The organism is Roseibium aquae (genome assembly GCF_008711285.1).
Classification (GTDB): domain Bacteria; phylum Pseudomonadota; class Alphaproteobacteria; order Rhizobiales; family Stappiaceae; genus Roseibium; species Roseibium aquae.
Map to the genome: position 1 here is coordinate 20,147 of NZ_VXDC01000002.1, position 13,264 is coordinate 33,410.

Annotated in this window: 16 protein-coding genes; 5 read left to right on the plus strand and 11 right to left on the minus strand. The window is 61.5% G+C overall.

The window, feature by feature from the left end; genetic code table 11:
• Nucleotides 1-5: 5 nt before the first annotated feature.
• The 3 genes from F0184_RS03740 to F0184_RS03750 all read right to left on the minus strand — a co-directional run bounded on the left by F0184_RS03740 (nucleotide 6) and on the right by F0184_RS03750 (nucleotide 1,891).
• Entirely contained in the window at nucleotides 6-467 is a 462-nt protein-coding gene (locus F0184_RS03740) for a DUF1203 domain-containing protein (protein WP_150494712.1), read from the minus strand.
• A gap of 78 nt (nucleotides 468-545) precedes the next feature.
• Nucleotides 546-1,292, minus strand: coding sequence for a tellurite resistance TerB family protein (locus F0184_RS03745; RefSeq protein WP_150494714.1), 747 nt, complete (start codon nucleotides 1,290-1,292; stop codon nucleotides 546-548).
• Between the two features lie 122 nt (nucleotides 1,293-1,414).
• Nucleotides 1,415-1,891, minus strand: coding sequence for an Lrp/AsnC family transcriptional regulator (locus tag F0184_RS03750; RefSeq protein ID WP_150494716.1), 477 nt, complete (start codon nucleotides 1,889-1,891; stop codon nucleotides 1,415-1,417).
• A gap of 124 nt (nucleotides 1,892-2,015) precedes the next feature.
• On the opposite strand from F0184_RS03750, the gene hppD reads away from it, so the two are divergent.
• The gene (gene hppD / locus F0184_RS03755; RefSeq protein ID WP_150494718.1) at nucleotides 2,016-3,128 is read left to right on the plus strand and encodes a 4-hydroxyphenylpyruvate dioxygenase; all 1,113 of its coding nucleotides are present in this window, start codon (nucleotides 2,016-2,018) and stop codon (nucleotides 3,126-3,128) included.
• Nucleotides 3,129-3,269: 141 nt separating this feature from the next.
• On the opposite strand, the gene gshB is transcribed toward hppD, so the two are convergent.
• The 3 genes from gshB to rsmI form a co-directional block, all read right to left on the minus strand.
• Entirely contained in the window at nucleotides 3,270-4,217 is a 948-nt protein-coding gene (gene gshB / locus F0184_RS03760; RefSeq protein ID WP_150494720.1) for a glutathione synthase, read from the minus strand.
• Nucleotides 4,218-4,327: 110 nt separating this feature from the next.
• Nucleotides 4,328-4,717 (minus strand): YraN family protein, encoded by a 390-nt coding sequence (locus F0184_RS03765; protein ID WP_150494723.1) that lies wholly within the window; start codon nucleotides 4,715-4,717, stop codon nucleotides 4,328-4,330.
• Nucleotide 4,718: 1 nt separating this feature from the next.
• The gene (gene rsmI, locus F0184_RS03770; protein ID WP_208998310.1) at nucleotides 4,719-5,633 is read right to left on the minus strand and encodes a 16S rRNA (cytidine(1402)-2'-O)-methyltransferase; all 915 of its coding nucleotides are present in this window, start codon (nucleotides 5,631-5,633) and stop codon (nucleotides 4,719-4,721) included.
• Nucleotides 5,634-5,812: 179 nt separating this feature from the next.
• Here rsmI and F0184_RS03775 point away from each other — a divergent pair, with 179 nt between their 5' ends.
• Together F0184_RS03775 and coaBC are read left to right on the plus strand one after the other, a co-directional pair.
• Entirely contained in the window at nucleotides 5,813-7,054 is a 1,242-nt protein-coding gene (locus F0184_RS03775) for a penicillin-binding protein activator (protein ID WP_244298964.1), read from the plus strand.
• Nucleotides 7,055-7,079: 25 nt separating this feature from the next.
• Entirely contained in the window at nucleotides 7,080-8,309 is a 1,230-nt protein-coding gene (coaBC, locus tag F0184_RS03780; protein ID WP_150494727.1) for a bifunctional phosphopantothenoylcysteine decarboxylase/phosphopantothenate--cysteine ligase CoaBC, read from the plus strand.
• 163 nt (nucleotides 8,310-8,472) lie between these two features.
• Here the strand turns inward: coaBC and F0184_RS03785 are convergent, their stop codons facing one another.
• The 3 genes from F0184_RS03785 to F0184_RS03795 all read right to left on the minus strand — a co-directional run bounded on the left by F0184_RS03785 (nucleotide 8,473) and on the right by F0184_RS03795 (nucleotide 10,599).
• Nucleotides 8,473-9,261, minus strand: coding sequence for a dioxygenase family protein (locus tag F0184_RS03785; RefSeq protein ID WP_150494729.1), 789 nt, complete (start codon nucleotides 9,259-9,261; stop codon nucleotides 8,473-8,475).
• A 313-nt stretch (nucleotides 9,262-9,574) separates the two neighbouring features.
• Nucleotides 9,575-10,153 carry an OmpA family protein gene (locus F0184_RS03790; RefSeq protein WP_150494731.1) on the minus strand — a complete coding sequence of 193 codons (579 nt, stop codon included), beginning with the start codon at nucleotides 10,151-10,153 and terminating at the stop codon, nucleotides 9,575-9,577.
• Between the two features lie 26 nt (nucleotides 10,154-10,179).
• Nucleotides 10,180-10,599, minus strand: a complete 420-nt coding sequence (locus F0184_RS03795) for a hypothetical protein (protein WP_208998311.1) — start codon at nucleotides 10,597-10,599, stop codon at nucleotides 10,180-10,182.
• Between the two features lie 185 nt (nucleotides 10,600-10,784).
• On the opposite strand from F0184_RS03795, the gene dut reads away from it, so the two are divergent.
• On the plus strand, nucleotides 10,785-11,237 hold the full coding sequence (gene dut / locus F0184_RS03800) for a dUTP diphosphatase (RefSeq protein ID WP_150494733.1): 453 nt from the start codon (nucleotides 10,785-10,787) through the stop codon (nucleotides 11,235-11,237).
• A 127-nt stretch (nucleotides 11,238-11,364) separates the two neighbouring features.
• Nucleotides 11,365-12,324 carry a cysteine synthase A gene (gene cysK / locus F0184_RS03805; RefSeq protein WP_150494735.1) on the plus strand — a complete coding sequence of 320 codons (960 nt, stop codon included), beginning with the start codon at nucleotides 11,365-11,367 and terminating at the stop codon, nucleotides 12,322-12,324.
• On the opposite strand, the gene F0184_RS03810 is transcribed toward cysK, so the two are convergent.
• Both F0184_RS03810 and F0184_RS03815 read right to left on the minus strand, forming a co-directional pair.
• Nucleotides 12,291-12,923 (minus strand): GNAT family N-acetyltransferase, encoded by a 633-nt coding sequence (locus F0184_RS03810; RefSeq protein WP_244298965.1) that lies wholly within the window; start codon nucleotides 12,921-12,923, stop codon nucleotides 12,291-12,293. The two genes, cysK and F0184_RS03810, sit on opposite strands and share 34 nt — an antisense overlap.
• Nucleotides 12,920-13,240, minus strand: coding sequence for a heavy metal-binding domain-containing protein (locus F0184_RS03815; protein ID WP_150494738.1), 321 nt, complete (start codon nucleotides 13,238-13,240; stop codon nucleotides 12,920-12,922). Before F0184_RS03815 ends, F0184_RS03810 begins: the two co-directional genes overlap by 4 nt.
• Nucleotides 13,241-13,264: the final 24 nt, after the last annotated feature.

Consider the following 13,264-nt stretch of genomic DNA (forward strand, 5'->3'; position numbering starts at 1 on the left):
CGCTTTCACGCCCGGTCGATCCGGGCGGCATAACAGCCCGGTTTGGCGAAGTGCACATGGAGATAGGCGACGGTTTCGTTCTCCAGAACGGCTATGGCGCACTCGGCCAGAGCAGTGCCGGGCAGGACATCGGCCTCAACGATATTGCCCGCGGCATCAAAGGCGCGAATAGACAACAATCTCGTCTGAAGCATCAAAGGGATCGTGTTCCTGGCCGGTTTTGCCGTTTCCACACCCGCCCGGACGAACACGGCATGGCGTGAGCGATAGGGCGAATGAGCCGGCTGATGCTCATAATTGACGAGAAAGACCGTCTCACCTTCCGGTGCATCCTCCAGGCTAACCCGGCAAGGACAGGCCCCATCCGAAATGAGAGCATGAACCGCCTGCGCGGCGCGGTCTTCGTCCGAGAGGTAGCCGAGATATGCGAAATCGCCGGCCGGAAGGGCGGATACCTGGAAGGACATGCGGACCTCCTTGTGATTAGAGATCCACATCATCACTCTGTCCCGGCCGCGCCGACACCCGATTTGCGAGCGCTGTCGCTATCCCGCCATTTCGGCCTCGCGCACGGCCATCTCGATCTCGTTCACAAGATCGACATCCAGACCGAGCCGTGCCGCAAGCATCTGCAGATAGGCCTTTTCGGCCGGGTGGTCCGGATCAATCGCAAGGCGCGAGGCTGCATAGATTTCGGCAGCCGTCTCCGGGCAGGTCGCGCTGCCGACGATCTTGTCGAGATCAAGCGGCGACCGCAATTCATCCATCAAAAACGCCTTGGCCTCGGCACCCAGGCCGGCTTCGTCGATCTTGGCGAAAATGCGATCCTGTTCGTCCCGGTCGATATGCCCATCCGCCTTGGCGGCGGCGATCATGGCGGTGAGCAGCGTGACCGCGAACTGGTTTTCCCCGCCCGGCTGACGCGCCGGATCGAATGCGGTGCCGCGCGGGGCTTCAAGCGGGATCGGTTCGTCCTGCGGATAGCTGGGGCGCTGCGCGCCCTGCTGATTGGCCCGGTAGCCCTGATAAGCCTTGTAGGCGAGCCCGGCGACAAGCGCCATGCCGCCGTACTGCACGGCCTTTTTGCCCATCTTCCGGCCGGATTTGGAACCCAGCATCAAGCCTGCCAAGCCGCCAAGGGCAAGGCCACCGCCCTGGGATCCCAGAAAATCCTTGCCCTGGGACAGGAGGTCGTTGGCGCCACCGGAACGGGACTGTGTCCCGGGCTGACCCGGCATTTTACCGGACTGACTTCCAATGAACTGATCCAGCAGGGATTTTGCGTCAAACATGCGTTCCGGCTCCAACCTATCCGCCCATCACGGGCCCTTTACCGCTCTCATACATGGGATGGAGCGGGAAAAGTCGCAAGTTTTCTTAGCCAGGGCTCTGGATCAAAGCATAGGACCACGGCCTAGGCGGTTGACCGCAGCGGCAAACGGTTCTCGTCCTTCAGCGTTTCCATGGCGATGGAGGAACGGACATTCTGCACCGCCTCCTGCGGGAGAAGATCGTCATTGATCACGCGGCTGAGCGCCTGCAGATCCGGCACCACGATCTTGAGGATGTAATCGACATCCCCGGTCATTGTGTGAGCTTCCTGCACTTCCGGCATGGCGGTCACCATGGTGCGGAATCTGGCGGCGTTCTCGCGGCTGTGCGCGCCCAGGGTCACCCCGACATAAGCGGTCACCAAAAGGCCCAGGGCCTGCGGATTGAGATCCGCCCTGTAGCGCCGGATGACACCCTCCTGCTCCAGCTTCTGCCGGCGCCGGGAGATCTGACTTGCCGACAACCCGATCCGCTCGGATATCTCCTGGTTCGTCAGCGCCGCATTGTCCTGCAATATGCCGAGAATCTTGTAGTCAAAGCTATCCAACGCAATTTTCATGCACACACCCTCCAAATCTTGCGCGATTGACGCGTCAATATACGCATAAACCCACAGTATGCACACACCATGCGCCCATTTCCCGGCATGCTCCGTGGATGTGAGATCAAGAGGAGGCCACTGAATGGGACCGTTCCCGCATGATGCACCGCCGGCAACCATTACCGCGGAAAACCCCGCCGGGACGGACGGCTTCGAGTTCGTCGAATTCGCCCATCCTGAACCGGAAAAGCTCGACGCCTTGTTCCGCAAGATGGGATATGTGCCGATCGCAAAGCACAAGACCCGGAACATCACCCTCTACCGCCAGGGCGACATCACCTATGTCCTGAATGCCGAACCCGGATCGCACGGCATGCGTTTCGTGGATGCGCATGGTCCGTGCGCCCCATCGATGGCCTGGCGCGTGGTCGATGCCGAGCATGCGTTCAACCACGCCGTTTCCAAAGGTGCCACGCCCTACGAGGGCGATGACAAGGTGCTCGATGTACCGGCCATTGTCGGCATCGGTGGCTCGTTGCTGTATTTCGTCGAGACCTACGGAGCCAAGGGTTCGGCCTATGCTTCGGAGTTCGACTGGATTGATGCCCGTGACCCCCGTCCGGCCGGGGTCGGCTTCTACTATCTCGACCACCTGACCCACAATGTCTATCGGGGCAATATGGACAAGTGGTGGGATTTCTACCGCGACCTGTTCGGCTTCAAGCAGATCCATTTCTTCGACATTGACGGGCGGATCACCGGGCTTGTCAGCCGCGCGATCACGAGTCCTTGCGGCAAGATCCGGATACCGCTCAACGAATCCAAGGACGACACCAGCCAGATCGAGGAATACCTCAAGAAGTACAAGGGCGAAGGCATTCAGCACATCGCCGTAGGCTGCGATAACATCTACGACTGCACGGACCAGCTGGCCGAAAACGGGCTGAAGTTCATGCCCGGTCCGCCGGAAACCTATTACGAGCGCTCCCATGAGCGCGTGCAAGGGCATGACGAGCCAGTCGAGCGGATGAAAAAGCACGGCATTCTGATTGACGGCGAAGGCGTGGTGAATGGCGGCATGACGAAGATCCTGCTGCAAATCTTCTCAAAGACCGTCATCGGGCCGATCTTCTTCGAGTTCATCCAGCGCAAAGGCGACGAAGGCTTCGGTGAAGGAAACTTCCGCGCCCTGTTCGAATCGATCGAGGAAGACCAGATCCGCCGTGGGGTCATCAAGACCGAAGCGGCTGAATAAAGCCGGCCGCGCAAATATGCCCCGCGCCTCCCTCGCGCGGACGCAGGGCGCGCACCGCACGATCGCCTTTGTCCTGAGCCGATCAACCTTGAACCGCTGCCCTCCCCGGCAGCGGTTTTTTCTGGCCGGAAAGCGATGCCGTCAGCTCGCAGGCACCTTCGCTTCCAGCACATCCCACACCCTGGCCGCCACATCAGGGCCGCCGAGTTTGCGGATCGCCCGGATGCCGGTGGGCGCGGTGACATTAATTTCCGTCAGCATTCCGTCAATCACATCGATTCCGACCAGGATCAGGCCCTTTTCCCGCAAGGATGGACCAAGACGCGCGCAAATTTCGCGCTCGCGCTCCGTCAGGTCGCTGTCGGTCGGCGCGCCGCCGCGCACCATGTTGGAGCGCAGATCCCCTTTTGCCGGGACCCGGTTCACGGCGCCTGCAAACGCGCCATCGACCAGCAGAATACGCTTGTCGCCATGCTTCACGTTCGGCAGGAACTTCTGGATGACCCAGGGCTCGCGGAAGGTGGCGGCGAAAAAGTCATAAAGGGATCCGTAGTTCAAATCGTCATGGGTCATGCGGAACACGGCCGCTCCCCCATGACCAAACAGCGGCTTCATGACGATGTCGCCATGCTCCGCGCGGAACAGATCGATCTCCGCCCGGTCCCGCGTGATCAGCGTCGGCGGCATCAGGTCCGCGAACTCCATCACGAACAGCTTTTCCGGGGCATTGCGCACCTCGGCCGGGTCATTCACCACCAGCGTTTTCGGGTGGATCTTGTCCAGCATGTGCGTGGCCGCGATATAGGCCAGATCGAACGGAGGGTCCTGGCGCATGAGCACCACATCCATCTCCGCCATGTTGGTGCGCTGTTTTTCACCGAGACTGAAATGATTGCCGGGTTCATCGCGGACCTCAACCGGCTCGAGGGCGGCAAATACCTCGTTGCCCTTCATCGCCAGCCGGTCCGGCGTGTAGTGGAACAGCGCATGCCCTCGGGCCTGCGCTTCGAGCATCAGCGCGAATGCGCTGTCGCCGGCGATGTTGATGGATGAAATGTGGTCCATTTGGACCGCGACCTTGAGGGCCATGCGACAGTCTCCCGGCGGGCGCGCCGGTCATCGGCGCGGGTGGGATTTCAGAACGGTTGGTCCAGATATGCGGGTGCCGGTGCGGTTTGTCCAGTCGCGGACCCGAAGGTTCAGTCCATGGCCTGGAACGCATTGACGATGCGTTCCGGCCAGGACCAGGGGCGCACGACCACGACGTCGAAGCGCAGGGTGTAAAAGCCTGCCTTCGGGTGCTCGGCGATAAAGATTTTGGCCGCCCGGACGATCCGCGCCCGGCTGGCCGGGGTCACCGCCTCCAGCGCGGCCGTGCGGGTCTTGCGCGCCTTGACCTCGACGAAGGCGAGGGTCTTGCGCTTTTTCGCGATCAGATCGATTTCACCCGCTTTGGTTCTGTAGCGGCGCTTCAGGATCCGCCAGCCGGCAAGGCGGAGGGCCCAGGCTGCCCGGGTTTCAGCGGACAGGCCGAGACCATAGGCGCGCTTGCGGTCCTCTGTCCCCGTCTTGCTGCGCCCGCTTTTCATGTCAGCCGCCTTCGGCTTTCAACTCAAGAGCCCGCCGGTAGAGATCGCCGCGATCGAGCCCCGTGGCCTTGGCCACGGCCTTCGCAGCCGAGCTGACCGGCATGTCCGCCAGCGCCTCGCGCAGGAGGAGGTCCGCGTCGCGGCCGTCCACGGCCGCTTTGGCGACAGGCGGCCCCACGAGTATGACCACTTCGCCTTTGACGGCAGCGGCGGAAAACCGGTCAGCCAACTCGACCAAGGTGCCCCGTTCAAACGTTTCAAAGCGTTTGGTCAGTTCCCGTGCAACCACTGCCGCCCGGTCGTGCCCCAGCGTCTGTGCCATGAACTTGAGCGTCGCCCCGACCCGGTGCGGCGATTCGAAAAAGACAAGCGTGGAGACGACCGGTGCCAGTTCCTTAAGGCGCGAGGCCTTCGGGCCGCCTTTTTGAGGCAGGAAACCGGCAAAGAGGACCGTATCGCTCGGCAACCCGGATCCGACCAGCGCGGCCATGGGCGCCGAGGCTCCGGGAATCGGCACCACCCGGTGGCCAGCCTCCAACACGTCCCGCACGAGACGGTAGCCCGGATCCGAGACCAGCGGGGTGCCGGCGTCGCTGACAAGCGCCACCGGTTCCCCGCTTTCCAGCTTCTTGAGAATCTTGGGCCGTTGCCTGTCCGCATTGTGCTCGTGATAGGCAAGCAGCGGCGTCTTCAGCCCGAAACGCTGCGTCAACGTGGACGTGACCCGCGTGTCCTCACAGGCGATCACGGCGGCGCCGGCCAGGGTTTCCAGAGCACGCACCGTAATATCGCCCAGGTTGCCGATAGGTGTCGACACTATATAGAGCGCAGGCTCGAGGGGCGGCGCACCAAAGGCATGCGGACCCAGACTGTAACGCGACGTGCTGGGAGCGCCCCCGGCAACACACATGATCATCTCCTGTCAATTCCCAACCAAACCTGCGCACCAAAACAGCAGAACACAAGCCCGCAAAACGGGCTCCGGCATGGTCTGAACGGGCCGTTTGGCGCTTTCAAGCGTAAAACCGGCGCGAAACCGGCCCCAACGCCTTGAAGTCATCGGGAAAACTGGACACACAGTTTCGGAACCCGTAAGTGGTTGTTGGGATGATCATGGAGGGACGCGTGCAGGGCATTCTTGGTCGTGAAACGCTCAAAAAGCTGGCCCGCGGGGCTGTACTCGGACTGGGCGCGGCGGTGCTTGCCGCCTGCCAGGGGTCGTCCCTTGGATCGCTCCCTGGAACCCAAATCAACCCGACGGGCCAACCGGCGGTCTCCGGAGATGTAATCGGGACCGGGTCCGTTCGGGTCGGCCTCCTGTTGCCGTTGTCTGGCGGCGGCAGCGCAACGTCGATTGCGACGGTTTTCCGAAATTCCGCGGAACTGGCCCTGTCGAGCTTTCCCAATGCGGATGTTCAACTTCTGGTCAAGGACACGGGCGGCACCAGCCAGGGTGGCCGGGCCGCTGCGCAAAGTGCCATTGCGGAAGGCGCCGAGTTCCTGCTGGGACCAGTCTTTGCCCCCGCCGTGTCCGGCGCGGCCTCCAGCGCCCGCGCATCGGGCGTGCCGATGGTCGCCTTCTCGACGGACACGTCCGTGGCCGCGCGCGGCGTTTATTTGCTCAGCTTCCTGCCGGCGAGCGATGTGAAACGGATTGTGGGCTATGCATCCAGCCAGGGACGCAGGTCCTTTGCGGCGCTCCTGCCCGACAACACCTATGGATCGGTGGTTGAAGCCGCCTTCCGCCAGGAAGTGGGCCGCACCGGCGGACGCATCGTCTCGATCCAGCGCTACGCAGCCGAGGGCACCGATACCGCCGATCTGGTCTCCAAGACGCAAGCGATCGCCTCCGCCCTGGGTCAAGCAGACACCCTTTTCGTGCCCGCTGGTGGCGGCGTTCCCCCGCTCGTGTTGCAGACACTCATCAGCGCGGGCGCCCCGCTTGGCAATATCAAGATGATCGGCAGCGGCCAATGGGACACGCCGCAACTGAAAAACAACCAGGTGATGGCCGGAAGCTGGTTTCCCGGGCCGGAGGAAAACGGGTTCCAGACCTTTGCCCAGCGTTACCAAGCCACCTACGGATCGGCCCCGCCGCGCAATGCCACGCTCGCCTATGATGGCGTGACACTCGCCGCGGGCCTTGTACGCTCGGCCGGACAGCAGCGGTTCTCGATCCCGGTGCTCACCAACCAGGACGGCTTCATCGGCATCGATGGCCTGTTCCGGTTCTTGAGCAATGGCCAGAACGAACGCGGCCTCGCGGTCTACCAGATCACCGGTTCGGGCGCCCAGGCGGTGTCGCCGGCCCCACGCGACTTCCGGTCAGGCAGCTGACCGACCGACGGGGGAGAGAGCCTGCATGCTCGACGGCAAGCGCATCGTCCTTATCATCAGCGGCGGCATTGCGGCTTACAAGGCACTGGACCTCATCCGCCGTCTGAGGGAACGCGGCGCGCGCGTATTGCCCGTCATGACGAAGGGCGCGCAAAACTTCATCACGCCTCTGGCGGTGGGCGCCCTGGCTGCCGAAAAGGTTTTCACCGATCTGTTCGACCGGGAAGCCGAGCATGATGTCGGTCACATCCGGCTTGCCCGTGACAATGACCTGATCATTGTCGCGCCCGCCACCGCCGATCTCATGGCAAAGATGGCCCACGGGATCGCCGACGACCTGGCCACCGCCGTGCTGCTGGCCACAGACAAACCCGTTCTCGTCGCTCCGGCCATGAATCCGAAGATGTGGTCTCACCCGGCGACCCGAAGAAACCTGAAAACGCTCCAGAACGACGGTTTGCATTTTATCGGGCCGGATCAGGGGGAAATGGCGGAAAAGGGGGAGGCCGGCGTCGGCCGGATGTCCGAGCCTGCCGCGGTCGCGGAGGCTGCTTCTGCCCTTCTTTCCGGATCAAAGCCCGGCGGCGCGGGCGGCAAGCCTCTTGCCGGCCGGCACATCGTCATCACCTCCGGTCCGACGCATGAGCCGATCGACCCCGTGCGCTACATCGCGAACAGATCATCCGGGAAACAAGGGCATGCGATTGCCGCGGCCGCGGCCGCCGCCGGCGCGCGCGTCACCCTCGTGTCCGGCCCCGTGACAATCCCGGATCCGCCCGGAACGGAGGTCATTCATGTGGAATCCGCCCGGGAAATGCTCCAGGCCGTCAAGACGGCGCTACCCGCCGATGTTGCCATCATGGCGGCGGCCGTGGCCGACTGGCGGTCGGAAAACGATGCCAGCCAGAAAATCAAGAAGGACGGGTCCGGTGCCCCGCCAGCCCTCTGCCTCGTCGAGAACCCCGATATTTTGGCCACCATCGGGCATCACGATTCATTGCGCCCGATGTTGCTAATCGGGTTTGCGGCCGAAACCCAGAACCTGATTGAGAATGCACAGTCGAAGCTCCAGCGCAAGCGGGCTGACTGGATCGTCGCGAACGATGTCAGCCCGAACACAGGTGTTATGGGCGGCGACCGGAACACCGTCCGGATCGTTTCAAAGTCCGGAGTCGAGGATTGGCCCGAGCTCGACAAGGCCGAGGTGGCTCTGCGGCTGGTGAACCGGATCGCCGATTTTCTGAATGCCGACTAAGGCAACTTCCGGTGAGGTTGACGCTGTTCGCTCCAGTCTGACCGGGGATTTTGGCTTGCAAATTTAGTGTGTTAACACATCTTTTCGGAATTCGATGGAACGCCATGCGCTTTCGTCTTGTCTGGAGATGCTATCGGGGAAAAGACCTGTCCAGATGCCGGCGCTACGCCGCGAACCGGTAATAGGTCATGCTCAAGGTGCCGTATTCATAGCTGCGGTGAAGAATGTCGGGTTTCGCGCCCGCCCCTCCCGCCCCAAACGCAAAGAACAGCGGCAACAAGTGTTCTTCCGTGGGGTGGGCCATCCGAAAGCCCGGAGCCGCGGCCAGATCGGCGAAGTAGCCGATATCCCCTTGTTGCAAGCCGGTGTCGAGCCAGGAATCGAAGTCCGCGACCCAGTCCGCCACCGCCGATCCTTGCGGCAGGAGTTGGCGCAGGTTGTGGGTGGTGCTTCCAGATCCAATCAACAGAACGCCCTGATCCGCCAAAGGCGCGAGCGTCAGTCCAAGCTCATACATCGTTTCGGGGGTGCTGCCTGCGGGCAAGGACAATGCCACCACTGGACAGCCAGGATCCGGGAAAGCAAGCGACAGCGGGACCCAGGCGCCGTGATCAAGACCCCAATCCGGGTCCTCAGCCGCATCATAACCGGCAGCATTCAGCCGGGAGCGAACAGCATCCACCAAACCCGGATCCGCCGTGGCAGGATACTCGATCGCATACAGCTCTTTGGAAAAACCCCTGAAATCGTGGATCGTCCGGAGCGGTCCGGGCGCCGACATCCGCAGGGTCCCGGTCTCCCAATGCGGCGACAAGATCACCAGCCCATTGACCCGGCTCCGCATGGATCCCAGAGACCTCAGAAAACGGTGCGCCGGGGTGTCGTCAACCGCCAGGGAAGGTGCGCCATGAGCGAGAAACAGAGGGGGTAACGATCGGGCTGCATCCGTCATATTGGTCTCCCATCGAAAGCTGCTCGGCCGGGCATCGATCCGCGGGCATCTAGCCCGAACCGACTTCGCGCCCCAAGCTGATCGCTTCTTGAGCGGCCGCGCTTCTTTGGGTGTTTCACACAAAACACCCAATTCGCTGGGCCCGTGCCCCAGTTATGACAGGTCAAACCAGATCAGGAAGATCAGAAAACAAGAACTTATTGTTCAATTTATGTAAACAAACGCCCTTGAAACAGGCGTTATGGTTCCGATTGCTATCCAATAAAGGCGAAAAGAGCGGCCAAAGCCGCCCTTCCCAATCATAGATCCGGCCTCAAAACCCGACATTGATCAATTGGACCCGCCGGTTGATCTCACTATCCGGGTTGGCCGGGTCGCGCAGTTGCTCTTCGCCGAGACCAACGGCGGCCAGGCTTCCCACCGGAACGCCGAAGGTCGTCACGAGCGCGTTCCGCACGGCAGCCGCGCGTTTGATCGACAGCTCGAGATTATACTCCCGCTTTCCCTTTGCGTCGGTGTGCCCGACCACGAAGAAGGTCTGCCCCATGAGATAGGGCGTGTGAAGCGCGTCCGCGATCACACCGATCGTTTCATAGGATTCGGGACGAATGCGCGCGCTGTCAAAATCGAAGGTGATCTCGACATTGAACTGGCGCAGCTTTGCGAGCTGGGCCGCAAGTGGCAACGCCTCTGACGAGTTGTCGCCCGGGTACTTCTTGATGTGTTCAAAGGCCTGGCGCTGAAGCATGTCCGCGCTGATCTCGACCTCGGCTTGAGCACCCTGAAGGGAGTTGATGATTTCGTTCCGGGACAAGGACGTCTGTGCCATGGCCAGTGAGGCCGACATCACAACGGCCAGCCCAGCGATCAGAAGGGAAATAAGCTTGTTCATCAATGCAGTCTCCTGAATGCCCGGGATCAACGGTAACCGGCAAGGTCAATGGCAGTGTTGCACTTGTCGCCGACAACACGTTCGGCCTTCAAAAGGCACTTGAGCACATGTCCGGCTCCGGGTTTCACGCCCGGGCAATACTGCCGGGCAGGCCGCTCGCAAACCTGAAACACGGCGGCCTGAGCCGCGAAACGGGCTTCCAGAAGCGCGGCCACGCGCACCCGGTCCGTATTGCACTGCGCCGACACCTTGGACGCGTTTTCATTGAGACACTGACCGATGCCGTTGTTGGCAAGGGTCGCGCTCTTGCAATACTTGTCGATATCGGCACCACAGCTGGCGGCCAGGATCTTGATCGCATCGGCAAAGCCAACGGTCTGGGCCATGGCCGACCCTGCAAGACCCAGCCATAGCGCCGCAGTCGCGGCAATAAACAAACGAAGCATGTTGCTCTTCTCCCTTTTCCTGCAACACAGAAAGAACATGGAAAACTGTTTCATCTTGAAGACACGGCGGCAAGTTCTTTCACCGTGTGCAGCCTGGCCAGGATCGGACGGGCTTCGGGAAGGCTTGACAGACCCTGCCAAAACTCCCGAGTAAGGCGCACAAGAACCCCGACAATGAGGTATCCATGTCCGTCCGGCTCGAATTCAAACGGCTTCCCAACGCTGCGGATCTGGCTTTGCCGGCCTATCAGTCGGATCTGGCCGCGGGTCTGGATCTGCTTGCCGCCGTCCAGGATCCGATCATACTGGCGCCGGGCCGGCGCGTTCTCGTGCCCACCGGTCTTGCCATGGCGCTCCCAGCAGGCTTTGAAGCCCAGGTGCGCCCGCGATCCGGTCTCGCCGCAAAGCACGGCGTCACGGTCTTGAACACGCCCGGCACAATCGACGCGGACTATCGGGGAGAGGTGAACGTCATCCTGATTAATCTTGGCGAGGAGAGTTTCACCATCGAACGCGGCATGCGCATCGCCCAGATGGTCATTGCCCCTGTCGTTCAAGCCGAGATCGCCGAGGTCGCCGATCTGTCCGGAACAGAACGGGGGTCCGGCGGTTTTGGATCCACAGGCTCATTTGGCTGACATCTCGGGAAAAGGCTTCTAGTCATCCGATGTTTTTGAGAAATCCGCACCCTTACAAGGGATTGCAGGAAATCTTATTTTACCGGTTCAGAAATTTCACGGACGATTTGCGCAAGGGGAGACACACATGAACGAAACGAAGCCGGGCCGTGGCAGGATTTATTCCTCGATCCTGGACACCATTGGCGACACACCGATTGTGCGGCTGGACAAACTTGCCAAAGCCCACGGTGTCCGGGCCAACCTGCTGGGCAAACTCGAATTCTTCAACCCGATTGCCAGCGTCAAGGACCGGATCGGTGCCGCCATGATCGACGCCATGGAAGCTTCCGGCGACATCACGCCGGGAAAATCGGTCCTGATCGAACCGACATCCGGCAACACGGGTATCGCCCTGGCGTTCGTGGCCGCGGCCAAGAACTATCGCCTCATCCTGGTGATGCCGGAAACCATGTCCGTCGAGCGCCGGAAGATGTTCAAGATCCTGGGCGCGGAACTGGTCCTCACCGAGGGCGCCAAGGGCATGAAGGGCGCGATCGCCCGGGCGGAAGAGCTGGTTCAAGAAATTCCGAACGCGGTGATGCCGCAACAGTTCCAGAACCCGGCGAACCCGGAAGTCCATCGGCGGACAACCGCCGAAGAGATCTGGAATGACACGGACGGCAAGGTGGATGTCTTTGTCTCCGGTATCGGCACCGGCGGCACGATCACCGGGGTTGCCCAGGTTCTGAAAGCCCGGAATCCGGACCTTCACGTCGTGGCTGTTGAGCCGGAAGACAGCCCGGTTCTGTCGGGCGGCAATCCGGGTCCGCACAAGATTCAGGGGATCGGAGCCGGCTTTGTACCCGGAGTTCTGGATACGTCTGTCTTCGACGAGGTCCAGACGATTGCCAATGACGATGCCTTTGCCATGGCCCGCGAGGTGGCGAAGACAGAGGGCGTTCCAGTCGGGATTTCCTCCGGTGCGGCGCTTCAGGCTGCCATCCGTGTCGGACAACGGGAGGACATGGCCGGCAAGACCATAGTGGTCATTATTCCCTCCTTCGCCGAGCGTTACCTGTCGACAGCGCTGTTTGACGGGCTTTGAGCGAACCGCCTTTCCATGCGAAGGGCCGAGCAAAACCCAAAGAGGCCGGCGAAAATGCCGGTCTCTTCCGTGCTCACCCCCACAAAACCCCGCCGCTCGTAAAGTGCCTGTGCCCGCGGATTGGTGTCGATGACATCAAGCCGGACCCCGCTCTTGCCGCGCTTCCGGGCTTCCTCGACAATCGCGTCCAGCAATGCGGTCCCAACACCGCGGCCACGGGCATGATCGGCAACGAAAATTCCGTCCATGAGAAGCAGGTCCGGGTTCACATCGCGGTCCGTGACGCTGAGCAAAGCGCCGCGCCATAGGGCGCCGGTCCAACCATAGACACCTGCCAGATCGGCAAGGCTCCCGCCCGCGAGCGCGCCTTCGGAAGTCTTGAACCCGGCTAGCCCAAGCAAGTCGCCGCTCTCGTCAACCGCGCTGATTGCAAATGCCGGATCGAGGATCCGGCGGAGCCATTCAAGCGCCCTGTCGTGAGGTGCAAGGATCTTTCCAAGCTTGCCCGAGAAGGCCTGCCAGAACAGCACAGCGGTATCGTCCCGGTGGGCTTCCGAAAAGCCCCTTTGAATTGCAAAGCCTGGAGACAGCCCGCTCACTTGACAACAACGGCCGTTCCGGTGGCCGTAACCATCAGCATGGAGCCGTTCTGACCGACCGTTTCATAGTCAAGATCGACGCCAATCACCGCGTTTGCTCCCAAGGACTCCGCCTGGGCTTGCATTTCCTCAAGCGCGATGCGCCGCGCCTTGGCCAATTCCTGTTCATAGGCACCAGACCGGCCACCAACGATATCTCGGATCCCGGCAAACAGATCCTTGAAAAGGTTGGCCCCCAGAATGGCTTCTCCGGTCACCAGCCCCTTGTAGTCAATGATTTCCCGGTCTTGAAGCGAGCTGGTCGTGGTCACGATCATTTGGCAAGTCTCCGAAGTCATTTG

Bases quoted from the DNA above. Each gene is read 5' to 3' on its own strand.
- F0184_RS03765 (WP_150494723.1), bottom strand. From the start codon at position 4,717: ATGAAAAGCGGGCGCAGCAAGACGGGGACAGAGGACCGCAAGCGCGCC.
- gshB (WP_150494720.1), bottom strand. From the start codon at position 4,217: ATGGCCCTCAAGGTCGCGGTCCAAATGGACCACATTTCATCCATCAAC.
- F0184_RS03795 (WP_208998311.1), bottom strand. From the start codon at position 10,599: ATGCTTCGTTTGTTTATTGCCGCGACTGCGGCGCTATGGCTGGGTCTT.
- hppD (WP_150494718.1), top strand. From the start codon at position 2,016: ATGGGACCGTTCCCGCATGATGCACCGCCGGCAACCATTACCGCGGAA.
- F0184_RS03815 (WP_150494738.1), bottom strand. From the start codon at position 13,240: ATGATCGTGACCACGACCAGCTCGCTTCAAGACCGGGAAATCATTGAC.
- F0184_RS03790 (WP_150494731.1), bottom strand. From the start codon at position 10,153: ATGAACAAGCTTATTTCCCTTCTGATCGCTGGGCTGGCCGTTGTGATG.
- F0184_RS03750 (WP_150494716.1), bottom strand. From the start codon at position 1,891: ATGAAAATTGCGTTGGATAGCTTTGACTACAAGATTCTCGGCATATTG.
- coaBC (WP_150494727.1), top strand. From the start codon at position 7,080: ATGCTCGACGGCAAGCGCATCGTCCTTATCATCAGCGGCGGCATTGCG.
- dut (WP_150494733.1), top strand. From the start codon at position 10,785: ATGTCCGTCCGGCTCGAATTCAAACGGCTTCCCAACGCTGCGGATCTG.
- F0184_RS03740 (WP_150494712.1), bottom strand. From the start codon at position 467: ATGTCCTTCCAGGTATCCGCCCTTCCGGCCGGCGATTTCGCATATCTC.
- rsmI (WP_208998310.1), bottom strand. From the start codon at position 5,633: ATGATCATGTGTGTTGCCGGGGGCGCTCCCAGCACGTCGCGTTACAGT.
- F0184_RS03745 (WP_150494714.1), bottom strand. From the start codon at position 1,292: ATGTTTGACGCAAAATCCCTGCTGGATCAGTTCATTGGAAGTCAGTCC.
- F0184_RS03785 (WP_150494729.1), bottom strand. From the start codon at position 9,261: ATGACGGATGCAGCCCGATCGTTACCCCCTCTGTTTCTCGCTCATGGC.
- cysK (WP_150494735.1), top strand. From the start codon at position 11,365: ATGAACGAAACGAAGCCGGGCCGTGGCAGGATTTATTCCTCGATCCTG.